General features: G+C 43.2%; 25 protein-coding genes. 21 read left to right on the plus strand and 4 right to left on the minus strand.

The genetic code is table 11. From position 1 onward, the window contains the following. Positions 1-204 precede the first annotated feature (204 nt). On the plus strand, positions 205-936 hold the full coding sequence (locus V1225_RS06580) for a hypothetical protein (protein WP_338548008.1): 732 nt from the start codon (positions 205-207) through the stop codon (positions 934-936). Between the two features lie 294 nt (positions 937-1,230). Then, the gene (locus V1225_RS06585; RefSeq protein WP_338548010.1) at positions 1,231-4,854 is read left to right on the plus strand and encodes a MucBP domain-containing protein; all 3,624 of its coding nucleotides are present in this window, start codon (positions 1,231-1,233) and stop codon (positions 4,852-4,854) included. 79 nt (positions 4,855-4,933) lie between these two features. On the opposite strand, the gene V1225_RS06590 is transcribed toward V1225_RS06585, so the two are convergent. Further along, positions 4,934-6,667 (minus strand): AMP-binding protein, encoded by a 1,734-nt coding sequence (locus V1225_RS06590; RefSeq protein WP_338548012.1) that lies wholly within the window; start codon positions 6,665-6,667, stop codon positions 4,934-4,936. Between the two features lie 162 nt (positions 6,668-6,829). Here V1225_RS06590 and V1225_RS06595 point away from each other — a divergent pair, with 162 nt between their 5' ends. Both V1225_RS06595 and V1225_RS06600 read left to right on the plus strand, forming a co-directional pair. Then, complete coding sequence (locus V1225_RS06595) at positions 6,830-7,342, plus strand: DUF1836 domain-containing protein (protein ID WP_161908698.1); 513 nt, start codon at positions 6,830-6,832, stop codon at positions 7,340-7,342. Between the two features lie 37 nt (positions 7,343-7,379). Beyond that, positions 7,380-8,933 carry an ABC-F family ATP-binding cassette domain-containing protein gene (locus tag V1225_RS06600; protein ID WP_160200687.1) on the plus strand — a complete coding sequence of 518 codons (1,554 nt, stop codon included), beginning with the start codon at positions 7,380-7,382 and terminating at the stop codon, positions 8,931-8,933. Positions 8,934-9,127: 194 nt separating this feature from the next. Here V1225_RS06600 and V1225_RS06605 read toward each other — a convergent pair whose 3' ends face one another. The 3 genes from V1225_RS06605 to V1225_RS06615 are packed head-to-tail and all read right to left on the minus strand — an operon-like array spanning position 9,128 to position 10,420. Then, on the minus strand, positions 9,128-9,598 hold the full coding sequence (locus tag V1225_RS06605) for a hypothetical protein (RefSeq protein WP_338548015.1): 471 nt from the start codon (positions 9,596-9,598) through the stop codon (positions 9,128-9,130). A 25-nt stretch (positions 9,599-9,623) separates the two neighbouring features. Further along, a complete protein-coding gene (locus V1225_RS06610) occupies positions 9,624-10,034 on the minus strand; it encodes a hypothetical protein (protein WP_160200685.1) in 411 nt (136 codons plus the stop codon). After that, complete coding sequence (locus V1225_RS06615; RefSeq protein WP_160200684.1) at positions 10,034-10,420, minus strand: PadR family transcriptional regulator; 387 nt, start codon at positions 10,418-10,420, stop codon at positions 10,034-10,036. The genes V1225_RS06610 and V1225_RS06615 overlap by 1 nt, the downstream gene beginning before the upstream one ends. A gap of 287 nt (positions 10,421-10,707) precedes the next feature. On the opposite strand from V1225_RS06615, the gene V1225_RS06620 reads away from it, so the two are divergent. The 17 genes from V1225_RS06620 to V1225_RS06700 all read left to right on the plus strand — a co-directional run bounded on the left by V1225_RS06620 (position 10,708) and on the right by V1225_RS06700 (position 25,920). After that, complete coding sequence (locus V1225_RS06620) at positions 10,708-11,571, plus strand: hypothetical protein (RefSeq protein ID WP_338548018.1); 864 nt, start codon at positions 10,708-10,710, stop codon at positions 11,569-11,571. Between the two features lie 293 nt (positions 11,572-11,864). Further along, on the plus strand, positions 11,865-13,298 hold the full coding sequence (locus tag V1225_RS06625; RefSeq protein ID WP_338548020.1) for an IS1182 family transposase: 1,434 nt from the start codon (positions 11,865-11,867) through the stop codon (positions 13,296-13,298). Between the two features lie 117 nt (positions 13,299-13,415). Next, positions 13,416-13,706, plus strand: coding sequence for a hypothetical protein (locus tag V1225_RS06630; protein ID WP_338548022.1), 291 nt, complete (start codon positions 13,416-13,418; stop codon positions 13,704-13,706). A gap of 71 nt (positions 13,707-13,777) precedes the next feature. Beyond that, positions 13,778-14,848, plus strand: a complete 1,071-nt coding sequence (locus tag V1225_RS06635) for a hypothetical protein (RefSeq protein ID WP_338548024.1) — start codon at positions 13,778-13,780, stop codon at positions 14,846-14,848. Between the two features lie 454 nt (positions 14,849-15,302). After that, positions 15,303-16,304, plus strand: coding sequence for a 3-deoxy-7-phosphoheptulonate synthase (gene aroF, locus V1225_RS06640; protein ID WP_160200680.1), 1,002 nt, complete (start codon positions 15,303-15,305; stop codon positions 16,302-16,304). Continuing rightward, positions 16,305-17,147: a prephenate dehydrogenase gene (locus V1225_RS06645; protein WP_161908704.1), complete on the plus strand. Its 843-nt coding sequence runs from the start codon at positions 16,305-16,307 to the stop codon at positions 17,145-17,147. It abuts the gene before it with no gap. After that, positions 17,138-18,127 (plus strand): 3-dehydroquinate synthase, encoded by a 990-nt coding sequence (gene aroB / locus V1225_RS06650; protein ID WP_338548027.1) that lies wholly within the window; start codon positions 17,138-17,140, stop codon positions 18,125-18,127. The genes V1225_RS06645 and aroB overlap by 10 nt, the downstream gene beginning before the upstream one ends. Beyond that, positions 18,124-19,146, plus strand: coding sequence for a 3-phosphoshikimate 1-carboxyvinyltransferase (locus tag V1225_RS06655; RefSeq protein WP_338548029.1), 1,023 nt, complete (start codon positions 18,124-18,126; stop codon positions 19,144-19,146). The genes aroB and V1225_RS06655 overlap by 4 nt, the downstream gene beginning before the upstream one ends. Then, complete coding sequence (locus V1225_RS06660; RefSeq protein WP_338548031.1) at positions 19,143-19,322, plus strand: hypothetical protein; 180 nt, start codon at positions 19,143-19,145, stop codon at positions 19,320-19,322. Before V1225_RS06655 ends, V1225_RS06660 begins: the two co-directional genes overlap by 4 nt. 40 nt (positions 19,323-19,362) lie before the next feature. Then, positions 19,363-20,370 (plus strand): chorismate synthase, encoded by a 1,008-nt coding sequence (locus V1225_RS06665; RefSeq protein WP_338548033.1) that lies wholly within the window; start codon positions 19,363-19,365, stop codon positions 20,368-20,370. Positions 20,371-20,385: 15 nt separating this feature from the next. Continuing rightward, positions 20,386-21,525, plus strand: coding sequence for a bifunctional chorismate mutase/prephenate dehydratase (locus V1225_RS06670; protein WP_243150978.1), 1,140 nt, complete (start codon positions 20,386-20,388; stop codon positions 21,523-21,525). A gap of 1 nt (position 21,526) precedes the next feature. Then, entirely contained in the window at positions 21,527-22,717 is a 1,191-nt protein-coding gene (locus V1225_RS06675; RefSeq protein ID WP_251613058.1) for a shikimate kinase, read from the plus strand. Continuing rightward, positions 22,714-23,154, plus strand: a complete 441-nt coding sequence (gene aroQ / locus V1225_RS06680) for a type II 3-dehydroquinate dehydratase (protein WP_338548036.1) — start codon at positions 22,714-22,716, stop codon at positions 23,152-23,154. The genes V1225_RS06675 and aroQ overlap by 4 nt, the downstream gene beginning before the upstream one ends. After that, entirely contained in the window at positions 23,132-24,229 is a 1,098-nt protein-coding gene (locus V1225_RS06685) for a M50 family metallopeptidase (RefSeq protein ID WP_251630272.1), read from the plus strand. The genes aroQ and V1225_RS06685 overlap by 23 nt, the downstream gene beginning before the upstream one ends. Continuing rightward, positions 24,230-24,583 (plus strand): arsenate reductase family protein, encoded by a 354-nt coding sequence (locus V1225_RS06690; protein WP_161908710.1) that lies wholly within the window; start codon positions 24,230-24,232, stop codon positions 24,581-24,583. A 16-nt stretch (positions 24,584-24,599) separates the two neighbouring features. Beyond that, complete coding sequence (locus V1225_RS06695) at positions 24,600-25,034, plus strand: hypothetical protein (protein WP_161908711.1); 435 nt, start codon at positions 24,600-24,602, stop codon at positions 25,032-25,034. Between the two features lie 19 nt (positions 25,035-25,053). Continuing rightward, positions 25,054-25,920 carry an AAA family ATPase gene (locus tag V1225_RS06700; protein ID WP_338548040.1) on the plus strand — a complete coding sequence of 289 codons (867 nt, stop codon included), beginning with the start codon at positions 25,054-25,056 and terminating at the stop codon, positions 25,918-25,920. Positions 25,921-25,924: the final 4 nt, after the last annotated feature.

Below are 25,924 nucleotides of genomic sequence, written 5' to 3' on the forward strand. Positions count from 1 at the left end.
GATAATTGAGGAATACTGTGTAAAAGCGCAAGGAAAGAATGAATTATATGTGATGCAAGCGAAAGAGGAATTTTCAACAGTATGGGGAGTAATTTAAATAATAGAACTTCTTTTTTGAGACCAAAAAAGGCTGGAGGGGCATAGTCCTTTATGATATGATTGGGGTAGGAAGAGTGGATTGTATGCTTTAGGAGGAGAGAGGATATGATTTTAGGCAGAGATGATTTAAGAGCCATTGGACTGATTGTGGATGAGCGGATTAAACCTTTGGAAGAGAAAATAGATAGGCTGGAAGCCAGAGTCGGTGGTCTGGAAGAGAGAATGGATAGGCTGGAAGCCAGAGTTGGCAGCCTGGAAGTCAGGTTGGATAGATTGGAAGACGATATGGAAATTCTCAAGGCTAGGACCAGCAAGCTGGAAGAGAATATGGAAATTCTCAAGGATAGAACCAGCAAGCTGGAAGAGAATATGGAAATTCTCAAGGATAGAACCAGCAAGCTGGAAGAGAATATGGAAATTCTCAAGGATAGAACCAGCAAGCTGGAAGAGAATATGGAAATCGTCAAGGATAGAACCGGCAAGCTAGAAGAGAATATGGAAGTCCTCAAGGATAGAACCAGCAAACTGGAAGAGAATATGGAGCTTGCCAACAGTCAGCTTAATATGCTGAACACCAGCATGCGGGCTGCCAATGAACGAATTGGAAAGCTGGAAGCAACTGTAGGAGATATGAAGTGTCAGATTGACAAGAGAGTCATACCAGGCTTGTCAAATATTGAGGCGGTATATCTTAGCACCTTTGAGCGCTATAAAAGTGAATCGGAAAAGCTGCCGGAGGCATATGAAGATATCGCGATTCTAAAGAAAGTAACCAAAAGTCAGGGACAACTTATAAAAAAGCATGATCAGACGTTGAAAAGACTTCAGGTGCAGTAAAAACAGGAAATGAAACCTGACTAATCATAATAAAAACAAGCTTTTATACATATCAGGAGGACTCCTTCATTTTGAGGGAGTCTTTGTTTTATTTCTGCTATCTTGTGGTGCGATACGGTATACATCTAGCAGGAATTAAACAAAACAGTACTTACACAAATCGTATTTCAGTTTTTTCCAAAAGGAAAGGAGTTTACTAAGAAAAAAATTTGTGCTAGAATATAGCATGGATGAGTAAAATTTGACGAAGTATCAAGAAAGATATACGGGATTTTTGTAGGAAAGGGGCGCCTTATGAAACAGAAAATGACAAAAACAAAATGTTTACTTCTTTGCATTTTGCTTCTTATCGGCACAATTCCTTTTAACATACTATACGCAGAGGAAGAAAAGGATACAACGCCTTATGTGCAGTATAATTTCAACAATAATTTGACAGATGCCAAAGGTCATTCTACACTGACCGCGTGGAGTTCTACTGGGGATAACAACAGAAGCAATGCGACCACCAGCTTTGGAGAAGATGCTGACAATGGAACGTATTGGCAGTGGCACTCCAATACCGCAAGAGGCGGCGGTTTTTATATCGATATTGATAAGGATATTGGGGAAGAATATACCATCGGTCTGAAATTTTCTTTTGAAAACACTCTCGGTGGTTGGAGAAAAATTATCGATTATAAGAATTCAACCGTTGATACAGGGTTTTACTTCTATAATGGTGGACATCTGAATTTCTACAATTATGGGGTCAACGGCGCCAGTGTAACACAGCCGAATCAGGTGGTTGATTTAATCGTAAGAAGAAATAAGAGCGGTACATTTGAGGCTTATATCGTAGATGGTGTCAATAAAAAATTTGATATGTCTGTGCAAGACAGCAGTGGTCAGGGTGTACCGACGGTCATTGGTGGAAAAACCAGACTGGGGTTCTTCTTTGATGATGTTGCTACTAACGCAGAAGCCTCTCCCGGCGGCAAAGTCTACAACCTGAAAATCTGGGATAAATACATGGATCCTGATGATGTAATTGAGGCACTTTTACCGAACGGAACGGTCAATATCCATTATACTGACGAAGATGGAGATGAAGTATTACCTGACGAAAAAGTCAGCGGTAAGAGCGGAAAGCCTTACTCTGTAGCGCACAAAGAGGTGTTCGGATACCAGTATCTGCGTGCAGAGGGGGCGCCTACCAGCGGTACATTCCCAGACAGTGATGAAGTGGATGTTACATTCCGATACAAATGCCTGATTCCTTATACAGTAACAGCCAGATATGTTGATGAAGACGGAAATCAGCTTTGCGAAGATATCGTAGGAAAAGGTGCGGAAGGAAAGACATATAAGGCAAATCAGCTGGAGATTGAGGATTATGATTTTGTTCGAGTTGAAGGAAATGTAAGCGGGACTTACACTAAAAAGCCACAGCTTGTTACTTTTATCTATAAGCCTGAGGAAAAACTGCCAGTAGATGAGAATAGTATGGTAACGGCAGTATATCAGGATGAGGATGGAAATCAAATCAATCCAGACATGATATATAAAGGCTATGTAGGGGAAGCGTATCAGACTTCACAGCTTTATATTCCAGGCTATACTTTTAAAGAAATCATAGGTTCTGCAGCAGGTAATTATACGGAAGATCCGATTGTTGTAACCTATGTTTACACGAAAAAAGCGGAAGACGATCCGGACTCTGATAAGGGTGGCAGTGTCATCATACGCTATCAGGATAATCAGGGCTATACCATCAGCAGTGATGTTCTGTGCAATGGCAATATTGGAGCTGCCTATGTTGCGCCGCTAAAGGATATTGCCAAGTATAAATTTGATAAAGTGATTGGTGAAGAAAGCGGTGTTATTGAGGATGGCGTCAAGGTAGTTACAGTGCTCTACATACCTCTCGCCAGTGACGTGCTGGCAAGATATCTGGATACTGCAGGCAGAACTGTGGCGGAGACAAAAGTTTACTCAGGCGGAGTTGGACAAAGCTACCGCACCGAAAAACTTGATATAGAAGGCTATGAGTTTATCCGGGTAGAAGGCAATGAAACCGGTACATTCAGTGAAGATGTGCAGGTGGTAAAATATATTTACAGGCAGCGGGGCAGCATTACCGTAAAGTACGTGGATTTAGACGGAAAGCCGATTAAAGACGAAGCTTCTTTTACTGATTATGTGGACGAGGCGTATGATGTGACAGCGCCGTACATTTCCGGCTATGAGCATATCAGAACAGAAGGAGATGCGACAGGCACGTTCCAGCCGGGTAACCAGGTTATCACCCATGTGTATGAGAAAATTAACGAAGGCAGGGTTATCGTGCATTTTGTTGATGACGAAGGAAAACCGGTGCGGGATGATCTGCTGATACATGGCAGAGTTGGAGCGCCCTATGAAGTAGAGGTGCAGCAGTTCCATGGTTATGAGTATGTTCGAACAGAAGGAGAACTTCAAGGCACACTCAGCATGGAAACTGCAGAGGTAACCCACTATTATAAGCTTACGATGCCGGATACAGTAACGGCAAGGTATGTAGATGAGGACGGCAATCTGCTTTGCGATGATATCATCTATAAGGGAAAAAACGGCAGCAGTTATAAGACCTCTCAAATTGAGATTGCAGGCTATGAGTTTGTTAAAGTTACAGGCAGCGAGCAAGGGCGTTTTCAAAGGGAGCCGCAGCTTGTCACCTATGTTTACCGCAAAGCGGCAGAAAAGCCTGTGCCTGAAAAAGGGCAGATAACAGCAAGCTATGTAGATGAAACAGGAAATACCCTTCACAGTAATCTTGTATATCAGGGCGTTTTAGGGGAAAGCTGCCAGACTTCGGCGCTGACCATACCAGGTTACCAGTTGAAAGAGATAGTTGGATCAGAATCTTTGATCTATAAAAAGGAAAATCAGACAGTTACCTACATTTATGTTCCAGAAGATCCGGATACTCCTGAAAATCCGGAGAGGGGTGGTACTGTTATAGTTCGCTATCAGACGGAAGAAGGTCTGACTATCAGACATGACGATGTCTTTAATGGTGACATCGGAGACGCTTATAAAGCTGTTCGCTACCAGATTTCGGGCTATCAGTTTATTCGATCTGAAGGACCGTTTTACGATGCAGCACGGGCAGCCGCAGGCAGTGCGGAAGAAGGCGAAATTGAGGAACGGGTAAAGACTGTCATCATGTATTATGTGCCGGAGGACAAGGCGTCTACGGTGATTGCGAAGTATGTGGATGAAGACGGCAACACGATACAATTTGACAGTATCTATAACGGATTCGTCGGACAAGTCTATCAGACCAGTCAAAAGAATATCAGCGGATACAAGTTTCTGCGTGTTGAGGGCAGTGAAAGCGGTACGTTCAGCGAGGATGTGCAGATTGTAACTTATGTGTACAAGCGAAGTCCAAATGTGGTCATGACGGGCAGAGTGGTAATTCGTTTTGTAGATGAGGATGGTAATATCATTCGAGAGGAAGACACTTACATTGGCTATATCGGTGACAAGTATCAGCTGCAGCAGTATGAAATCAGCGGATATAAATATGTGCGTGCCGAGGGAGAAAGTCAGGGTGTCTTTACTGCAGAGGATCAGGAAATTGTATTGGTTTACCAGAAGCTGAAAGAAGATATCGATAAGCCAGGCGATAATAAACCAGGACAGGACAAACCAGGCGACAGCAAGCCGAATCAAAAGCCAGGAGGCAGTTCTGGGAATTCCGGTGGAACCGGCAACCAGAGCGGCACAAATAAAAACCAGAAAAATGACAATTTGCATCAGATGAATTGGCAGGAAGGCAGACCAAATACGGGTGACCAAACGGCACTACATTTCTATATTGATTTGCTGATTGTATCGATGATAGGGCTTGTTGCCATAGTGAGAAAGTTAAAAATTGACAAGAAAAAATAGAAATGAATAAAGGACAGCATCTGCGAGGGTATCCTTCAGGCAGGGCTGTCCTTGTTTCTTGATTTTTTGTGGTAATAATTTACAAATGCTTTGCTTCTTCGTGACGCTTGACCTTGCCGGTAGTGGTCTTAATCATAGGCTGGTCGGTGACGATGATACGAAGCATCTGCTTGTAGGTCGGCAGTTCTTCGTTCATGATATCGATATCTTTTTTTATGATCTGTTCGATTTCGTCAGGGTCAGTGGTACCATAAGTTTCTTTCATATAATCTGGCTTATAAACAATCTTTGCACAAAGTGCAAGATCTTTTTCGTCCCCGTCTGCTTTGCGCGGCTGACCAAAGACCATATTTTCTTCTACATAAGGCAGATTACTTATGAGAATCTCAAGTTCTTCCGGATATACGTTCTTGCCGTTTTTTAAAACGATGACGTTTTTCTTTCTGCCGCAGATGAAGACATAACCATCTTTATCCAGATAGGCAAGATCGCCGGTATGGAGCCAGCCGTCAGCTAAAATAGCAGCAGTTTCTTCTTCGTTTTCGTAATAACCGCACATTACATTTGGACCGCGGGCGATAAGCTCACCGATACCTTCGCTGTTAGGCTCATCAATGGCAAGTTCAACGCCGGGCATCGCCATACCGATGGAGCCTGTTTTATGCTGCCAGGTATTTTCTGCGGCAAGTACAGGAGAAGCTTCTGTCATACCGTAGCCCTGTACTGCGGTGATACCAAAGTTATTAAAGCCCTCCAGCGCTTCTGGGTCGATGGCAGATGCGCCGCTGATGACGTAGCGCAAATTACCGCCTAGTTGGTCTAAAATTTCCTTAAATAGTTTGCGGCGTATGTCAATACCGACTTTCAGCAGCAGCTTGGATAACTTCAGACCGAAAGTAACTTTCTTTTCCAGTCCTTGCTTTTTTACTGTTGCCATAATCTTTTTATAGATAGACTCGATGAGAAGCGGTACACAGACAAAGAGCGAAACTTTGTATTCAACGATGTTTTTCTGCAGATATTTCAGCCCGTCGCAGAAGGTGGTGGTTACACCGGCAGCCAGCATAACGACTTGACCTGTTGAGCCAAAGGTGTGATGGTACGGCAGAAATGCCATGTTGATATCACCGTGACGGATATCTTCCACTTTAAGCATGGCATAGACATTGGCAGTAATGTTGTACTGGGACAGTTGTACCGCCTTAGCCATGGAAGTGGTGCCAGAGGTGAACAGAATAATTGAGGTCGCTTTTCCATCAATCGGCAATTTGCGATATTCGACAAAACCTGCAGTTAGTGCGTCGTGCCCTTCCTTGATCAGAGCAGGAATGTCTTCATAACCCTCTAAAGGTGATATAGATATGAAGTTTTTAACCTGTGTATTCTGATTTTCCTGCAGGGCAGTTACGATATCAAGGTGCGCAGGATCAAAGACAAGCACATCGGCTTTGCTGCGAATCAGAGAAGATTCCACTTCTTCATAAGGAAGTCCTTTGTCCAGCGGTACACTGATGCCGAGTCCGCAAAGGGTTGAAAAATATGCTAGCATCCACTCGCAGCAGTTTTTTCCAATGATAGCGATACGCTTTCCCTGAAAGCCCCGCTGTAAAAAAGCGGTGCCCAGATAGTCTACTCGGTGACGAAATTCCTCGAAGGTAATATGCTCGTAGGAGACTTCTTTCTTTCCCTTTTTATGTTTTACAATAAAGGCGTCATCGCTGCGGTAAGCTTTTGCGCTGTAGTCCAGCAGCGCTCTGAAATCTTCGTGAAATACCGGATGAAAGACCTGTTTCAGTTCCTGAATTTTTTTCAATTTTATATCTCCTTATGTTTAAAAATTGGCGGTACAAATCCTATAATATTTACGTAGTTATTGAAACTATATTAACTCATTATAATGACTTTGTCAACGGTTGACAGAAACTTTTCGCTGTGGTATGATTTTCATAGCAAAAAAGGAGGAAAGGAAACAACCATGGGAAAAAGCAAAGGACTGGAACAATTTAGATTACCGCGCTGGGAGGAACTGCCTTCCATCGATTTGTATCTGGACCAAGTATTGTCTTTGCTGGAGGAATGGCTGGGACCTTATCTGACCTTTGACGGCAAAAAAATCATGACAAAGACCATGATAAACAATTATGTCAAGCAAAAGTTCATCGCACCGCCTGTCAACAAGAAGTACGACAGAACGACTGTTGCTTCTCTTTTTGTCATTGCCATTTTGAAGCCAGTTTATACGATCGAAGAGATTTCTCGGCTGATTAAACTTTCTATTAGAATCAACGAGAAAGAGAAGGCTTATAATGAGTTTTGCGGACACATCGAAAGTGCGGTGTATCATGCTTTCCATCAAACTTCTATGCCGAAAATTCCCTGTGAAACTGACCCTCGCCACCTGTTCTGGAATGTCTGCAATTCTTTTGCGTGTCAGCTTTATGTGCGGAATATCTACTTGCAGTCCCACCCCAAAAATGATAAAATTTAATGAAATATGTACTTTGATTTATGAAGGAGTAAAATAGATGAGCGTTTTAACAGTAGAAAAAGTGTCTCACGGATTCGGCGGCAGGCAGATCCTGGAGGACGCTTCTTTTCGTTTAAATAAAGGAGAACATGTAGGTCTTGTCGGCGCTAACGGCGAAGGAAAGACTACCTTTTTAAATATTATAACCGGCAATCTAATGCCTGATGCAGGTACAGTCAGCTGGTGTAATCATATCACTACAGGTTATCTGGATCAGCGCACAACGCTGAGTCAGGGAAAGACCATCAGAGAGGTGCTGCGGGAGGCTTTTAGCTACTACTTTGACCTTGAAAAAGAAATGCTGGAAGCCTATGACAAAATGGCTACAGCATCGGATGATGAGATGACGCGCCTCATGGAAGACGCTGCAGAGATTCAGGATATCTTGGAGCACAGTGGGTTTTACACCATCGATTCCCGGATTGAAGAATTCGCAGGTGGTCTGGGACTTGCTGACATTGGTCTTGACAAGGACGTGTCAGAGCTTTCAGGTGGACAGCGTTCCAAGGTGCTTTTGACAAAGCTGCTTTTGCAGAACCCAATGATTTTGATATTGGACGAGCCAACCAACTATCTGGATGAGAATCACATTATCTGGTTGACTAGATTTTTGCAGAACTATGAAAATGCGTTTATTCTGGTATCCCACGACATTCCGTTTTTGAACGACGTGGTCAACGTGATTTACCATGTAGAGGATGCAGTGCTGACCCGCTATAGCGGAAACTACGATGATTTTATGCACATGTATGATATCAAGCGGGCACAGCTGGAGCAGGCGTACAAGAAACAGCAGAAGGAAATCGCAGATTTAGAAGATTTTATTGCCAGAAACAAGGCGAGAATCGCAACCACCAACATGGCAAAATCCCGCCAGAAAAAGCTGGACAAGATGGAAAAAATTGAGTTGATTAAAGAAAAACCGAAGCCGACTTTCCGCTTTGACTATTCTCGTGCGCCGGGTAAGTATGTCATTGAAGCGGAAAACCTGGTGCTGGGCTATGATGACGCACTGACGAAGCCGCTGACTTTCCATGTGGAGAGGGGCAAGAAGATTGCCATTAAAGGAGTTAACGGTCTCGGAAAGTCTACTTTGCTGAAAACCATGCTTGGAATTATCCCAGCTTTTGGTGGCAGTGTAAAGCTGGACTACTATGCGGAGCCAGCTTACTTTGAGCAGGAACACGATGGCAGCGATAAAACTGCTTTGCAGGATTTCTGGGACGAATTTCCGGCGCTGGATAATGGAGAGGTGCGCCGCGCTCTTGCAAAGTGTGGATTGACCAATGAGCATATCGAAAGTCAGGTGCGCGTTTTGTCCGGTGGAGAAAATGCCAAGTTCCGTCTCTGCAAGCTGATGCAGAGACCGATGAACCTGCTGGTTTTGGACGAGCCGACCAATCACCTTGACCCTGTTGCCAAAGATGTACTGAAAGAAGCAGTTCGTGACTTTAAAGGTACTGTCATTCTGGTCAGCCATGAACCGGAATTTTATCAGGACATCGTCACCGATATCTGGAATATTGAGGACTGGACCTGCAAGGTGATTTAACAACCATAAGATAGCGACAATCTGCGGTAATCGCAAAAATGACACAATTGATGCGATTCTGAGGGGAAAGTGTCAAAATTAGCTTGACCGACAAAATGGATTAAAGTAGAAAACTGCCTGCAGGCGATTTTGTCAATCGACCAGTACAGGCAGTTTTCTTTATAGGATATATTGCAGTATAGTGGTTGCTGAATTTATAGGGAGGAAATGACTCCTGTTGGAGAGCATTTCAGACTTAAAGAAACATTTTTTGTGATATCTGATTTATATTGGAATGTACCTTGTCCAGTAGCGACTGCACCGGAAACGCTTCCGTGTTTGTAAATGCACTTCCAGCCGGAAACATGGAGATTGTAGCTGGTATCTGCTTTTGTTGCTTTGGCGGTAGTTCCATTGCAAGTGAAGGTTCCGGTTAAAGTGAAATCCCATTCTTTGCTGCTATTTGCAGCATAGTAAGTATAGGTTCTGCTGGCGGACTTAGTTTTTTCGCTTGCCAATGGAATGATAGAACTCGTTTCTATAGTAGTTGTAATGATTGCATAGGAACCATCTGGATAGAATTCTTTCTCATAGGTGGTATCTGTTTGCGTTGCAGCAGATATAGGGATTGTAAACGCCATTACCATAGCAGTCATTGAAAATAGAGTGATAATTTTACGTTTCACTTCGACTTTCTCCTTTACTTGTATTTTATTCTTCTATTACATCATCATCTGCATTTTCTTCATTATCGTGAATTATGATGACATCAGTCGCCATGACTTGTGTATGCTTTCTTAAATCATGGAGATGCAGCATCTCGCCGATTACGATTGCAACCAAAGCAAGAATGATAGCAGTTTTTAGCCAGCCTCGTTTTCTGGATTTAGCAATTTTCTTCGGCTTGAGGGCAGAACATGTTTCTAAAAAATCTGCCGCAACTTCTTCCGGTGTGCCGAATTCCTCTACTAGTGCGGAAATCGAAAGGATTGTGTGCACTTCGGCATAGTCATATAGTTGCTGGCGGAGTCCGTCAATAAAGCCGTCGGATTCTGCTAGATGATAGATCGCTGCTTCAATTTGCTGCAGATATTGTTCAATCTCCTGGTTTGGCGTATACATCAGTCGTCCCTTTCTTTCTCAGTATATACGACGGACTGAACCGCGCGGCTCAGCTTGACATACAGAGATTTTAGTCTGTGCAGATGCGAAATTCCTTCTTCTGTGATGCGGTAATACACTCTGACTCGGTTGCTTTCTGAAATGGTTTTTCCAACTTCTTCGACAAAGCCTTGTTCCAGCAGTTTGCTGAGAGTGGTATAAAGGAGGGGCATCTTGTAAATACCGTCTGTGCGCCGCAGACACTCCTGGGTAATTTCATAAGCGTACATTTGCTCCTGCTCTGATAAAAGTGTAAGCACCATCAGGGGAAGGGTAGATTTCTTGAACTGGGCTTCGAAATTATCCAGGACGTCCCTGCCGCCGGCGGCAGCGTTTTTCTTTTTCATAAAAACCCTTTCTGTCCTAAATTCTCCTATATCCTTATTATACCCCAAAAGAAACACAAGTCAATCGGTCATGTAAAAAAATCATCTATAAATGAAATTTTTCCATATATTTTATTGACATATATAAAAAAGCGTGATATTATAATGGCAAGGATATAGATTGAATTTTCGGATAATACGGTTCTTTGGGCAAGGGGACAAAGAGATACAGGGGAGGAGAGATTCTGATGTGAGCTTTTTTACTATACAGCTTTGAACAATTATAAATTGCAATGAAAGGGGTAACTATGAAAAAAAGTGCAGAAAGACTAATTGCCTTATTATTAGTGCTTTGCCTAATGATTGGGACTTCAAATATCACTTTTGCAAACACCGATAGACCTGAAAAACCTTTAAAAGAAGACGCTAATAATTTTGTGATTAGTGAATATGATTTATATAAAGATTTATCACAAAAAAGTGATTCGGAATTGAAACTTGAAGGTTATAGTGACAAGAACATAAAAGAGCTTCGCGAAAAAAATCCTAAGGCGGAGTTGAAAAAACTATCTGAGAAGAGTATTCTTGAATTAAAAGCGTTAGGATATGATCAAGAAAGGATTAATGCCATATATTCAGTTAAAAATCTTGACGAGAATCAAATTTCTGACGAGGTATTGCGAGTTGTATGGGCAAAAGTGGAATTAACTTTAAGATCATTATCTTATACTACGACTGGAACATTAACAAAAGGAACTACAAATGCTAGATTGATGGCAACCTGGAAATGGGATCTATGTCCAAGCACAACATATATAGATAAACTTGTTTTTTCATGGGGAAAATCATTGGCATCGAAAGATGCGGACATCACTATAAAGCATTATTCGTCGACTGATAAAGTCAAAAAAACAACAAAAGGAACGGTGGCAGAAAAAGATCCTAACCATGGATGTGCCCTTGAAATTAAGTTTGTTGCTGGTCTGAAGAATGGAGGAAATGCGTATATCACTTTATATTCTTCTCAACAGGCATTAAAAAACATAGAGTGCAAAGTAACGTATGGTCATAGTATGGTTACATTAACGCCGAGCGTTAGCTGGAATGGTGCAAGTGTATCTTTTGGAACGTCGACAAAGGACATGGGAAGCAAAACAATCACACTTGAATAGTTGAAAATAAAGCAACATTTAGCTTCTATGGAGGTTAATCCTAAATGAATGTAAAAAAGATTGCCAAGAGTATTTTATTCTCATTTGTAATTATGGTGATACTATATCTGACCATAGTTCCAATCTTGGCGTATTTCTTTGGAGAAGAGTTAGGCGTATTTCTAGCCATTTCTTTCGTACAAATAAGTTTAATGTTATATATGATTATAAAATGATGTCAAAATCTGAGGGTACAAAAATGCTCTGAGGAAATAGCACACCCATAAAGAATTTTTAAGAAAACACAAATTCAAATGATTTCTTTAGACCAATTAGTGCCGGAAGACCATCTTCTTCGAAAAATTGACAAATACGTAGATTTTAACTTTATTTATGACTTGGTGGAAGAAAAATATTCTACACAAACCGGAAGACCCAGCATTGACCCTGTTATGCTAATTAAAATTCCTATCATTCAATATATGTATGGAATTAAAAGTATGCGTCAGACCATCAAAGAAATTGAAGTAAATGTAGCATATCGTTGGTTTCTTGGGCTGGATTTCTACGATAAAGTACCTCATTTTAGTACATTCGGAAAAAACTACAAAGGACGTTTTGAAGGCACTGATTTGTTTGAACAAATCTTCCAGGAAATTCTTTTACAATGTTTAAAATGCAATGTCATCAACACGGATACAATATTTGTAGACGCAACACATATTAAGGCAGCGGCAAATCGAAAAAAAGCGAAGAAGATTTCCATAGCAAAGAAACAAGCTCGCTTTTATGACGAACAGTTGAAAGCAGAAATCAATGCAGACAGGCTCTCACACGGAAAAAAGGAACTGAAAGAAAAAGACGACGATTCCGATTGTGATGGCGGAGATTCCGGTGGACTTTGTGATTCAAATACAGAAGTAGGCCGAGAGCAAAAGCAAAGCACGACAGACCCTGAAAGTGGCTGGTTTCATAAAGGAGAGCACAAAGAAGTCTTTGCATACACAACAGAAACAGCCTGTGATAAAAATGGGTGGATATTAGATTATACAATTCATCCCGGCAATGAGCATGACAGTAAAACCTTTCCTGCGTTATATGAAAAACTGAGAAAGTATGATGCAAAAGTACTTGTAATGGATGCAGGCTACAAGACTCCGGCAATCGCAAAATGGTTAATTGATGATGGTGTAAAACCATTGTTCCCGTACAAAAGGCCAATGACAAAGGCAGGATTTTTAAGAAGTATGAGTATGTATATGAATTGCTATTTGTGCTTGGCAAATCAGATACTGAAGTATACAACAACAAACAGGCAAGGATACAGAGAATACAAAAGCGATGGGAAAAAATGTGCAGACTGTCCATATTTATCCCAATGTACGCAAAGCAAAAATCATGTAAAAGTAGTGACTCGACATATATGGGAAGAGTATATGGAGATTTGCGAAGATATTAGACATAGCCGAAGTATGAAAGATATCTATGGACAAAGGAAAGAAACCATAGAGAGAATCTTTGGAACTACCAAAGAGCACCATGCAATGAGATATACTAATTTAGTAGGGAAAGAGAAAATGTCCATGAAAGTTGGACTAACCTTTGCGTGTCTGAACATGAAAAAATTGGTTAAACTTCTTGAATACAGGAAGCATATGGGGCAGAAAGTCCCTCATCGCACTCCGTTTTTGGTTAAATTGCGTAAAGTGATTTGGGGAAAACATATCTTTTTAGAAGGGATACTATGAGCATAGAAAAAGCTCAAACCTTGCACTGTGGTCTGAGCTTTTATCTACAGTCTGAGAAATAGTGATAATGTGTTGGTTTGGAAACAAAGTAACTTTTATGTGATGAGGAGGAAAAAGATGAAGAAGCGTTTAAACTTTATGCTGATATTTGGACTTGCTGGTATTTTAATTTTTTCTACTACAGTCATGGGATATGCGGCGGATGCGGTACAGTTTGATCAAAATTCACAGATGAAAGATGAAGCGTATTGGAATGAGATTAAGGAATTGAAAGTTAAAGCTGAAAGTTATGTAGACTCTGTGGTTTCACCAGCTAGAGTGGGAGGACATAAAAGTTTAACCATACCTAAACAACGATTATTATGGAGAGAGGACTTGCACATGGACAGAGATGAGCCAGGCGCTTAATGCAAGTAATGGATGGTATATAATGGCAAAATAATTCTTAACAGCATTTCACAATGCTGGGGGGAGGAAACATGAAGACCTATCAAAAGGCGGTGACTTTATTACTTCTAATTGTGCTAGTTTTATCCAGCTATGGTTGTAAGGAAAAGCTAAATAAGCCTGAAAAGGATATGCTGACCTTGAAGTATAAATTGACAGAGGATGAAGAACTGGAACCCTTTTATGTTTCAGACACAAAGGTATATGCTGCGGTAAATAAACTTGAACCTCCTAGTATGTCAGCACCAAGCTTTGGCGCTACGACGGAGAGATTTATTGTTTATGATCTTCTGGCCGAAAAGGAAGAGACCTGTTATGATCTGGGTGAGGATGATGTCTACATCTATCATGCGATGCCATTTGAAAATGGTATTATTTATGCAGTGTATACACCGCTGGGGCCGGAGGCGTCGTTGGATGAAAGGATTCAATGGCACATCAAATATATCTCGGATGAAGGGAGCAAGGTTCTTGACTCCGGTCGCTGCAGCAGTATGTTTGATATGCTGCCCGGATTTACTATGTTAGATAAAGAAGTGTACTATCTGTATGAAGATTTTGATGAAAAAACCGGATATGGTTTCGGAATCAACAAAGCTGATTTGGACAATCCGAAAACCGTGGTGAGGGAAACAGATTACAGCCTCTCGGAAACCGAATTTTACTCCAATGGGACTGATTGGGCGATACATGTTGACGGAAAGCTTTTAATCGGTAATGTGAAGGGAATTTACAGGGAGTACGATTTGCCGGAAAAAATGTCGGACTTTGGAATCTGTAAAGATTACCTGTTCTGCTGCACCACATCAGATGGGAATAAGTGGACAGCAAGGAGCATCTCGTTGGAAACAGGTGAAGAGTATACAGCAGAAATCGGAATGCCTCTTTATCGGATTTGCAGCATGAGCGGGGATGAACTTTCTTGCATAAGCACGGGTTTTAGTATGTATGTTTTTCGTCCAGGCGAGGAATTTGAAATACTACCTGTAGAAGATACACTGGAGATTATTGAAAATAGGGAGTATGTCCGGTATTATCCATATGGTGAAACAAAAACGCTGGCACAGCTTAATGAAACAAAGTTCTGCAGGATAACCTGGTAGCCGCAAGGGTGTGCGGTCAGAAGTGCAAAACCACAGGGAACCAGTTTGGCGAGCCACCGTGCACTAGCCTGCAGATAGCACGTCCTAAACTCGTCAGACTGACGCAAAAACAAAAATTGTGGAAAGTGCACAAAAAAATACAAAAAAGTTGTGAAAAAGCACTTGATTTATCTAAGAACCTGTGTTAGAGTATTAACATCGAGTTTATGAAAGGAAACAAAAGTTATGAGAAACTTCATCTTTGCAGCTGCATATTACTTTTATTACTTTTTCTTTACTAACAAGGAAGAGTCGGTTGTGCTGCACAGAAAAGTTTTGAGTAATTGCTATAATTAAATCCTAAAATAATGACAAATTACTTGAGAAACTCCGCAGTCTACCGGCTGGCGGAGTTTTTCGCATTTTAAAAAGATTAACCCAACTAGAATAAAAACATAACGGAGGTAAGAAAGAAATGATTACAGTACTGAAGCCGGGCACCGGTGATGAACAGAGAGAGCAGCTGATACAATGGTTTGAAGAGCAGGGTGTGCAGGTGCATTCCTATATCGGAGAAAATCAGATGGCAGTGCTTGGGCTCATCGGTGATACACATGATATTGATGTGGAAATGCTGGAGCTTCTGGACATCGTAGAAAAGGTTGCGCGGATTTCAGATCCGTTTAAAAGTGCAAATAGACAATTTCACCCGGAGGATTCAGTCATCGACGTCATGGGTGCTAAATGCGGCGGCGGACATTTTGCAGTCATTGCAGGTCCTTGCTCTGTAGAAAATCCGGAGCAGATCAAGGAAGTTGCAGAGGGTGTAAAGGCAGCGGGCGCCACCATGCTGCGCGGCGGAGCTTTTAAGCCTAGAACTTCTCCATACGATTTCCAAGGCATGAAAGCAGAAGGTATCGAACTTCTGCTGGAAGCGAAGAAAGCAACAGGTCTTCCAATTGTAACAGAAATTATGAACGCCAACCATCTTCCGCTCTTCGAAGAGGTAGATGTCATTCAGGTCGGCGCTAGAAATATGCAGAACTTTGAACTGTTAAAGGAACTGGGAAAAACCAGAAAGACCATTTTGCTCAAGAGGGGGCTTGCAAATACGATTAAAGAACTGCTCATGAGTGCAGAGTACATCATGGCAGGCGGAAATGAAAATATCATTCTCTGCGAAAGAGGTGTGAGGACCTTTGAAACCTACACCAGAAATACTCTTGATTTATCGGCAGTACCGGTGCTGCACAATTTGACCCACCTTCCGGTAGTCATCGACCCAAGTCATGCAACTGGTCATGCAAATCTGGTAAAGCCGATGGCACTTGCAGCGACAGCTTGCGGTGCTGACGGACTGATGATAGAGGTTCACAACAATCCGGCGAAAGCTCTTTGCGATGGACCGCAGTCCTTGACACCAGCACAGTTTGCAGATGTGATGGAAACCGTAAATAAAATCAGAGGGGTTATTTAAATGAAAATTGGAATTGTGGGACTGGGTCTTATTGGAGGCTCTCTTGCAAAGGCATATAAGAAAGCCGGTGCAACAGTTTTCGGCTTTGATAAAGATAGACTGATTACTGCCTTTGCAAAGCTGGCAGAAGCCATCGATGATGAACTCAGTGAAGATAGATTTGAAGAATGCGATTTGATATTGGTGGCAATTCCACCGGTACCGGCAGCAGCGTGGCTTTCTGAAAATGCACCGAAGCTGCCAAAGACAGCCCTGGTCATTGACTGTTGCGGAACAAAACGAAATATCTGCGAGGAAGGCTTTAAACTGGCGAAAGAATACGGCTTTACCTATGCAGGAGGTCACCCTATGGCAGGAAATCAGTTCGGCGGCTTTAAAAACAGCAGAGCGGATCTTTATGAAGGTGCTATCTTTGCGCTGGTTCCGCCTGACCACAACGACATTCACTTTATGGAGCGAGCAAAGAAACTGATTTTGCCGGCAGGATTTACAAAGCTTGTTATCACTTCGGCAGAAGAACATGACAAGATGATTGCCTTTACATCGCAGATGGCACACGTGGTGTCCAATGCGTTTATCAAAAGTGATACAGCACTGGAAATGGGTGTGGCAGTGTCTGCGGGAAGCTATAGAGACTTTACAAGAGTTGCTTATCTTGACGCAGAGATGTGGACAGAACTGTTTTTAGAAAACAGAGACAACTTGAAATATGAATTAGATGTTCTCATCGCAGAACTTTCCAAATACAGCAAGGCCCTTTCTGATTGTGATGAGCAGGAAATGCTCAGACTTTTGAAAGAGGGCAGAGATAGAAAGGTAGAGGTAGAGAAAAAATGCAGTTAGAGGAGGTTGGCTATCAGGCCAAAACCGTAGTAAAAGGAAACAGCATCGTAGTTGTGACAGACGAAAACGTTGAAAAATTATATTTAAATCGATGCATGCAAAGTCTCAAATGCGAAGGCTTTGATGTATATAGCTTTGTGGTTCCTCCGGGAGAGGAATCCAAAAGCGGGATGCAGTATCTGAAACTTATGAATGCACTTGCAGAAATACCGCTGACCAGGACCGATGCCCTGGTAGCACTGGGAGGCGGCGTTGTGGGCGATCTTGCGGGATTCGCAGCGGCTACATATCTGAGAGGCATTCCAGTCATTCAGGTACCTACAACCCTCCTTGCGGCAGTTGACTCTTCCATTGGCGGCAAGACAGCAATCAATATACCTGCTGGTAAAAATCTTGTCGGTGCATTTCACAGACCAGCCCTAATCTTGCGGGATGCGAGCCTTTTGGAGAGTCTGCCGAAAACAATCTACCAAGACGGTATGGCAGAGGTCATTAAGTACGGAGTTTTAGCGGATTCTGATTTGTTCAACCTGCTCTGTGACAAAGCGGCGGCTTCTTCGCAGATGAACGAAATCATCGACCGCTGCGCGGAAATCAAAACCCGCATTGTGGAAGAAGACGAGTTCGATACAGGGGTCAGACAGCTGCTGAACTTCGGCCATACCATTGGTCACGCCATTGAAAAGGCGGCGGATTTTACCGTCAGTCACGGAAAAGCCGTTGCAAAAGGCATGACCATGATTGCAGAGGTTTCAAAAAAGCAGGGCTGGTGCAGCGAAGAAACTGCAGACCGCATTGTAGAAATTTTAAATCTCTATGAGTTTGACCTTTCTATTGCGCAATCGAAAGATGTGCTTTATGATATAATGAAGACAGACAAAAAAAGGAAAGGCGGCTATATTGACTTAGTTGTGCCGGAAGAAATCGGCTGTTGCCGTCTTCAGAGAGTAACCATAGAAGAACTGGGAGAAATTTTATGAGGGAGATTACGGCTATTGCCTCAAAGTCTGACGCGCACAGAGCTATGATCTGTGCAGCGTTGTCGCAGCTGACATCGGGCAGAACCTGTCAGATCCACGTAGACAGTGGATCTAAAGATATCGAGGCAACAGCTGCTTGCTTATCTGCATTCCTTGCAGGAGAAGAAACCATGCACTGCGGCGAAAGCGGTTCCACCCTCAGATTTCTGCTGCCTGTGATGGGTGCCCTGGGACATAGGGCTTCTTTTTACGGGGAAGGACGTCTTCCGGAAAGACCGCTGTCTCCTCTTTATGAAGAGTTGACAGCTCACGGTTGCGTTTTAAGTCCAAAGGGAAGCAGACCACTTGTCATTAGCGGAAAACTTAAGGCAGGAACCTATACCATGCCGGGCAATGTATCCAGCCAATATATCAGCGGACTTTTGTTCGCACTGCCGCTTCTTACGGGAGACAGTAAAATTCTGCTCGAAGGAAAGTTGGAATCACGCGGATATGTGGATATGACTCTGCAGGTAATTAGAAAATTTGGCATACAAATAGAAGAAAGCGATACAGGATTTACAGTTCCCGGCGGTCAAACGTATCAAGCACCGCAAAGTTATGTGGTGGAAGGCGATTGGTCTAACAGCTGCTTTTTCCTAGTGGCAGGCGCGCTGGCAGAAGGCGGTATTTGCGTCAAAGGGCTTTCCCAGCAGTCACTGCAGGGCGATAAGAAGATTCTCGATTTGCTGAAAAATTTTGGCGCAGAGGTTTGGCAGGGAGAAAACGAAGTCATTGTAAAGCCAGGAAAACTTAGGGGCATTACCATAGACGCTTCTCAGATTCCCGATATGGTGCCGATACTGGCGGTGTTGGCATGTGCGGCGGAAGGCAGAACCGTCATTGAAAATGCAGGCAGACTGCGAATCAAAGAAAGCGATCGCCTTGCCACTGTGTCGCAAGTTTTAAATGGTCTCGGTGCAAAGGTTAAGGAACTTCCGGAAGGTCTTATCATAGAGGGCTTGCGGGAGAGCAGATGAGTGGCGGAACTGCAGATGGTGCGAATGACCACAGAATCGTCATGATGGCAGCTATTTCCTCGCTTCTTTGCAAAGAGCCGGTTATCATTACCGGTGCGGAGGCGGTAAGCAAGTCCTATCCGGATTTTTTCTGGGATTTAAAGAAACTAGAGCTTGATGGAAACGTCAGGATTTAGAAATAGATCAGTTATTGTTTGTAGGGAGAAAGGAAAAGACATGTCTTCTTCTTATGGAAATCATGTAAAAATTACTATTTTCGGACAGTCCCATTCTGCGGCCATCGGCGTAACCATTGAGGGACTTCCGGCAGGTTTTTCCATCGACATGGAAAAGCTTCAAGTCTTTATGAACCGGCGTGCCCCTGGACGGAGCAAATACAGTACGCCCCGAAAAGAGGCCGATATGCCGGCATTTTTAAGCGGTCTTGTAGGAAATACTACCTGCGGCGCACCGCTGACAGCGATGATAGAAAATACCAATACCAGGTCAGGGGATTACGACAATATCAGAGATATTCCAAGACCAGGTCATGCAGATTATACAGCACACGTAAAATACGGCGGTTTTGAAGATGTCAGCGGAGGCGGGCATTTTTCAGGACGTCTGACTGCGCCTCTTTGCATTGCAGGCGGCATTATGAAGCAGATTCTGGAAAAAGAAGGAATCGAGATTTCCGCTAAAATTAAAGAAATCGGCGGAAACGCCGTGCAGCCTACCAAGGCAATCGAAGAGGCTATGGAGCGAGGCGACTCTGTAGGCGGCATTATCGAATGCACCATCACCGGCGTTCCTGCAGGCGTTGGAGAGCCGATGTTTGACGGACTGGAAAACAAAATTGCCCAGGCGGTCTTCGGAATCCCTGCTGTCAAGGGAATTGAGTTTGGCAGGGGATTTGAGGCGGCAAAAATCTGCGGCAGTGAAAATAACGATGCGTTTTATTTTGAAGGTGATACGGTGAAGACGAAGACCAATAATCACGGCGGTATTCTGGGTGGAATCAGCTCTGGCATGCCAATCGTTTTTCGTGTTGCAGTCAAGCCGACTCCTTCCATATCTACAGAGCAGCACAGTATCAGCTACGAAAAGGGCGAGAATGCGATGCTAAAAGTAGAGGGAAGACACGACCCTTGTATCGTGCCAAGAGCAGTGCCGTGTGTAGAAGCAGCGACAGCTGTTGCAATTTATGAATTATATCAATATCGATACCGATACTATGAGAAATAAAGGAGATTGAAAAAAATGAGTATGGACGACTATAGAAGCAAAATTGATGCGATTGACGAAGAAATCGTAAAAAAACTGGAAGAGCGAATGAGAGTGGCGGAAGAAATCGCACGTTACAAGAAAAATAATGAACTTCCGGTGCTGGATGCTATGAGAGAAAGAGAAAAAATTGACAAACTTACAGATTTAGCCTCAGAAGATATGGCATCTTACACCAGAGTGTTATATAATACAATTATGGAGATGAGCAAAGATCACCAGAGAAAGATTACCCAGAAGGAATCGCCGCTGGCAAAATCTATCGCTGATGCACTGGAAAACACACCTAAGGTATTTCCGGCAAAGGCCAGCGTAGCTTGCCAGGGAGTGACCGGCGCTTATTCTCAGGAGGCCTGCGAGAGACTGTTTAAAATGCCGAAGATTATGTATGTGAAGAATTTCAACGGTGTATTTGCAGCTATCGATAAGGGGCTGTGCCAGTACGGCATTCTGCCTGTCGAAAACAGTACGGCAGGTTCAGTGAACCAGATTTACGATTTGATGATGAAGTACAACTTCTACATTGTCAGAAGTATCAAGCTGAAGATCGACCATAGTCTTTTAGCCAAGAGAGGAACAAAGAAAGAGGACATCAAGGAGATTTTTTCTCATGAACAGGCAATTATGCAGTGTGATGACTATCTGAAACATTTCCCTCACGCAAAGATTACCATTTGCGAAAATACTGCAGAAGCGGCTAAGATGGTAGCCGAATCCGACAGAACGGACGTTGCTGCGCTGGCGGCCTATGAGTGTGGACAGCTTTACAGCTTGGAGTGTCTGGAAGAAGGAGTACAGGATAATGGAAACAACTATACCAGATTTATCTGCATCAGCAAGAATTTAGAGATTTATCCCGGTGCTGACAAGACGAGTCTGAAACTGGTGGTTTCCCATAAACCGGGTTCTCTGTACAATGTACTGGCTAGATTTAATGCACTTGGTATTCAGATTTTTAAACTGGAGAGTCGTCCGATTCCAGAAAGAGATTTCGACTACATGTTCTATTTTGACATCGTATCCGAGGTTTACTCTGAGGAATTTGTCAGACTGATGAACCAGCTTGAAGATCTGACACAGGAGTTCAAGTACTTAGGAAGTTATATGGAGATTTAACATGAAAAAATTTGGACTGATTGGCGGAAAGCTGGGGCACAGCTATTCGCCCCTGATTCACAGTAAGTTCGGAGATTATACCTTTGAACTTTGCGAGACGAAACCAGAGGATTTGGAAAGCATGCTGCATGATGAAAGCTATGGCGGCTTCAATGTGACTATTCCGTATAAGAAAGTAGCCATGGAGATGTGCGATGAACTTTCCGATACGGCAAAAGCCGTCGGTTGTGTCAACACAGTGATCCGAGATGAAGAAGGAAGACTGCATGGCTATAATACAGACTATTTTGGGTTCAAGTATATGCTTGAAAAGAACAAGATCGAAGTGAAAGGCATGAAGTGTCTGGTTCTTGGAAGCGGCGGGGCGTCTCTGACCGCAAGAGCAGTCCTAAAGGATTTGAACGCTGCTGAAATTCTCATAATTTCACGCAGTGGTGAACATAATTATGAGAATATCAGTCAGCATTTTGATGCGGAAATTATTGTCAACACAACGCCTGTAGGAATGTATCCGAACAACGGGAAATCACCGGTCAACTTAGATGATTTTAAAAACTGCTGCGGTGTTGTGGATGTGATATATAACCCTAACAGAACCAAGCTGGTGCTGGACGCCATAGAGAAATCTATTCCGGCAACCGGCGGGCTGGAAATGCTGGTAGCGCAGGGAAAGCAGGCCAGCGAGCTGTTCCAGCATAAAGAAATTGAAGACGAAGAAATCGACAGCGCGATTGATGAAGTTCGCAGCGAGACGATGAATATGATTCTAATCGGTATGCCGGGGGCAGGAAAGACACTGATCGGCGGCGAAATCGCGAATAGAATGGGGCGTAAATTCGTGGATATCGATGATATGATTGTCGAACACGAAGGCATGTCTATTCCGGAAATTTTTGACCAGAAAGGCGAAGCATATTTCCGAAAGGTGGAAACCGAAATGCTTGAAAAGGCCTGTGTGCAGACCGGTCTTGTCATTGCGACCGGCGGTGGCGTTGTTAAGAAAAAAGTCAACTACAACATTTTGAAACAAAACGGAATCGTGATTTGGATTAAGCGCGACCTTGATAAGCTGGAAACAGATGGGAGACCTCTTTCGAAATCCATGCCGCTTGCGCAGATGTACGAGGAGCGAAAGGACGCTTATTCCTACTGGAGCGATTTTTACATCAATAATAATGAGGAGAGAGAATGATGAAGATTCTGGTAATCAATGGACCCAACATCAATATGCTGGGAATCAGAGAGCCGGAAATTTACGGAAAAGCGACTTACTCCAATTTGGTGGAATATGTTGAAAAGGCGGCTTCCCGACTCAACGTGGAAGTCGCTTTTTTTCAGTCCAATCATGAGGGCTCCATGGTGGATGCCATTCAGGAGGCTTACGGTAAATTTGACGGCATTGTAATCAACCCGGCGGCGTACACCCACACCAGTGTGGCACTGTTGGACGCCCTGAAGTCTGTAGGAATACCTTCTGTGGAGGTACACATTTCCGATGTGCGTCAGCGTGAGGACTTTAGACAGGTGTCCTTTGTCAGGGATGCCTGTGTTGCGACGATTATGGGCAAGGGCTTTGACGGCTATGTGGAGGCTATGGAGGTACTGCGTGGAAAACAAAAAGAAAGTTAAGGCAAAGCTAGTGTCGACGCTGCCTTATATCGTTGGTATGATTTGCGGCGGCCTTTTGGGATATTTTGGCATGGAGATCTTTAGTGGTCATGGACTGGAGATTCCGCTTTTGATACTCAGCTTTGCAGTGATTGTGTATGTGCTTATCATCACTCACGAAGCGGGGCATCTGGTCTGCGGGCTGCTTTCTGGCTATAAGTTCGTATCTTTTCGGATCGGCAGTCTTATCTTTGTCAAGCAAGAGGACAAAATCCTTCGCAAAAAGTTCAGTATTCCGGGAACCGGCGGTCAGTGTCTTTTGGATCCTCCTGACAAGGACGAGGATGGAGGATATCCGGCTGTTTTATACAATTTAGGCGGCGGTCTTTCCAATCTGCTGTTCAGTGCGTTAGGATTTATAGGTATGTCGCTGTGCCCACAGGAAACGACTGGGCGTATGATATGTTTGATACTGGGATTGATGGGGCTTTACTTTGCAGTAACCAATCTGGTTCCTCTGAAGATGGGCGGCGTTGCCAACGACGGCTATAATATCAAGACATTTCGCAGGGATAAAGAAAGTGCAGATGCGTTTTGGCGACAGATGAGGATTAATAAGCTGCAGCAGACGGACGGCAAGCGGCTTGCTGAAATGCCGGAAGAATATTTTGTAGTGCCGGAAGGGGATTTTTCGGGTAATCCTCTGGTAGAGGCCATTGCTTTCGCAGAAATGCAAAGGCGCATGGATGAGGGAAGATTTGATGAGGCACAGGCGGCAGGATACAAGTTATTCAGCTCGCCAAAACTGCTGCCCTTCTATAAGAATTTTGCTCAAATGGAACTTCTATTTTTGGAACTCATCGGACAATGTAGGAAAGAAGAAGTGGACAGACTGTATACGAAACAGCTGAAAAAGTTTATGAAGTCAATAAAGGGGTATCCAAATACCCAAAGGACGCTTTATGCCTATGCAGTTCGGTTCAGCAAAGATGAAGAGGCGGCAAAGAAGGCGAAAGCGAATTTTGAGAAAGTCCTGAAGACTTACCCGACGCCGGGTGAAATCAGGACAGAACAGAAACTGATGGAGGTTGTGTAGATGAAAGTATATTGTTATCCAAAATGTTCCACCTGCAAGAAAGCTCTCGCGTGGCTTGATGAAAATGGTGCAGAGTATGAACTCTTTGATATTAAGACGCAGAATCCAGATTCGCAGCAGATTCGCAGCTGGTATGAGATGAGCGGTCTTCCGCTGAAAAAGTTTTTCAATACCAGTGGGATGATCTACAGGGAGATGGAACTTTCGAAAAAATTGCCGAATATGAGTGAAGAGGAGCAGATTATCCTGCTTGCCAGCGATGGTATGCTGGTAAAGCGTCCCCTTGTAATTGGAGAAAATTATGTGCTCACAGGCTTTAAGGAAGCGGAATGGGCAGAAAAGATACTTAAGTAATGATTGGAGGGTAAAAATGGATAGGGCACAGCAACTGCGGGAAATCAGGGAAGCGATTGATACAGGCAGACTGACTCTGCAGTACTTAAATCGCGCAAGAGATGAACTGAGTGCAGCCTCCGGCTTTGGAATTGCTGATATGTTGGGCTTTGACCTGATTGGAGGAATCGGCAAACACATGAAGATGGGGAGTGCAAAGCGGGAATTGGAATCAGCAAAACGGCAGGTAATGGTCTTTCAGAGAGAATTGAAAGACGTCAGTGGAATATTGGATTTCCAGATTGATATTGGAGGATTTCTAACTTTTGCCGATTTTTTCTTCGACGGAATTTTGGCAGATGTGTTTGTCCAGTCTAAGATCAGCCAGGCGAAGGAGCAGGTGGATCAGGCGATTTGGCAAGTGAACAGAATTATAGAGGATTTGCTGCGCATGGAGCAACAGGCTCTGTAAAAGGACATCAGGGGGACATATGATGGTATATTTGAAAAACTTCAAACTGCCGGAAATGATAGCGGAAGAACTTTTTCTTAACGATATAAGGCAGACTTGTTATGACAGTTTTTACCCCTTTGGCATTTTTCCGCAGAAGGGGTTTTCTGCTGTAGATTTTGAACCGATTACCATATTTTATGGCAGCAATGGTTCGGGTAAGACGACCTTGCTCAATGTTATCGCTGAAGCCATAGGCGCACAGCGCAGCGCACCTTATAACAATAGCAGTTTTTTTGCGGATTTTTCCAGAATGTGTCAAGTAGAGTGGGAATCTTACTATCAGGATAGCACCATTATCACCAGTGATGATGTTTTTGACTATCTCTTTGATCTGCGAGCCCTTAACCATGGTGTGGACACAAAACGAGAAGATCTGATGGAGGCATACAGACAGCTGCGGTGTGAGAAATTTCAGCTGAAAAGTCTTGACGACTATGAGAAACTGAAACAGGTTAATTCCGCTCGGAGAAATACGAAGTCGGAGTTTATCAGGCAGAATATGCCGGGAAATGCCCGTGGACGTTCCAATGGAGAAAGTGCATTTATGTACTTTACAGAAAAGATAGAGGCAAACCAAATTTATCTTTTGGACGAGCCAGAAAACAGTTTGTCGGCAGCATATCAGCAGGAACTGACTGGATTTATCGAAGATTCTGCAAGATTCTTTAATTGTCAGTTTATTATAGCGAGCCATTCGCCCTTTATTTTGGCGACAAAACAGAGCAAAATCTATGATCTTGATGCTCTGCCAGTTACTGAGCGCAGATGGACTGAACTTGAGAATGTACGCAGATATTTCGAGTTTTTTAAGTCCCATGAAGAGGAGCTATTAGCAGAAACTTGACAAC

This window comes from Emergencia sp. JLR.KK010 (assembly GCF_037018265.1).
GTDB lineage: Bacteria > Bacillota > Clostridia > Peptostreptococcales > Anaerovoracaceae > Senimuribacter > Senimuribacter intestinalis.

Coding starts and splice junctions, on each gene's coding strand:
- V1225_RS06580 (WP_338548008.1), top strand. CDS start 205: ATGATTTTAGGCAGAGATGATTTAAGAGCCATTGGACTGATTGTGGAT.
- V1225_RS06585 (WP_338548010.1), top strand. CDS start 1,231: ATGAAACAGAAAATGACAAAAACAAAATGTTTACTTCTTTGCATTTTG.
- V1225_RS06595 (WP_161908698.1), top strand. CDS start 6,830: ATGGGAAAAAGCAAAGGACTGGAACAATTTAGATTACCGCGCTGGGAG.
- V1225_RS06600 (WP_160200687.1), top strand. CDS start 7,380: ATGAGCGTTTTAACAGTAGAAAAAGTGTCTCACGGATTCGGCGGCAGG.
- V1225_RS06610 (WP_160200685.1), bottom strand. CDS start 10,034: ATGTATACGCCAAACCAGGAGATTGAACAATATCTGCAGCAAATTGAA.
- V1225_RS06615 (WP_160200684.1), bottom strand. CDS start 10,420: ATGAAAAAGAAAAACGCTGCCGCCGGCGGCAGGGACGTCCTGGATAAT.
- V1225_RS06620 (WP_338548018.1), top strand. CDS start 10,708: ATGAAAAAAAGTGCAGAAAGACTAATTGCCTTATTATTAGTGCTTTGC.
- V1225_RS06625 (WP_338548020.1), top strand. CDS start 11,865: ATGATTTCTTTAGACCAATTAGTGCCGGAAGACCATCTTCTTCGAAAA.
- V1225_RS06630 (WP_338548022.1), top strand. CDS start 13,416: ATGAAGAAGCGTTTAAACTTTATGCTGATATTTGGACTTGCTGGTATT.
- V1225_RS06635 (WP_338548024.1), top strand. CDS start 13,778: ATGAAGACCTATCAAAAGGCGGTGACTTTATTACTTCTAATTGTGCTA.
- aroF (WP_160200680.1), top strand. CDS start 15,303: ATGATTACAGTACTGAAGCCGGGCACCGGTGATGAACAGAGAGAGCAG.
- V1225_RS06645 (WP_161908704.1), top strand. CDS start 16,305: ATGAAAATTGGAATTGTGGGACTGGGTCTTATTGGAGGCTCTCTTGCA.
- aroB (WP_338548027.1), top strand. CDS start 17,138: ATGCAGTTAGAGGAGGTTGGCTATCAGGCCAAAACCGTAGTAAAAGGA.
- V1225_RS06655 (WP_338548029.1), top strand. CDS start 18,124: ATGAGGGAGATTACGGCTATTGCCTCAAAGTCTGACGCGCACAGAGCT.
- V1225_RS06660 (WP_338548031.1), top strand. CDS start 19,143: ATGAGTGGCGGAACTGCAGATGGTGCGAATGACCACAGAATCGTCATG.
- V1225_RS06665 (WP_338548033.1), top strand. CDS start 19,363: ATGTCTTCTTCTTATGGAAATCATGTAAAAATTACTATTTTCGGACAG.
- V1225_RS06670 (WP_243150978.1), top strand. CDS start 20,386: ATGAGTATGGACGACTATAGAAGCAAAATTGATGCGATTGACGAAGAA.
- V1225_RS06675 (WP_251613058.1), top strand. CDS start 21,527: ATGAAAAAATTTGGACTGATTGGCGGAAAGCTGGGGCACAGCTATTCG.
- aroQ (WP_338548036.1), top strand. CDS start 22,714: ATGATGAAGATTCTGGTAATCAATGGACCCAACATCAATATGCTGGGA.
- V1225_RS06690 (WP_161908710.1), top strand. CDS start 24,230: ATGAAAGTATATTGTTATCCAAAATGTTCCACCTGCAAGAAAGCTCTC.
- V1225_RS06695 (WP_161908711.1), top strand. CDS start 24,600: ATGGATAGGGCACAGCAACTGCGGGAAATCAGGGAAGCGATTGATACA.
- V1225_RS06700 (WP_338548040.1), top strand. CDS start 25,054: ATGATGGTATATTTGAAAAACTTCAAACTGCCGGAAATGATAGCGGAA.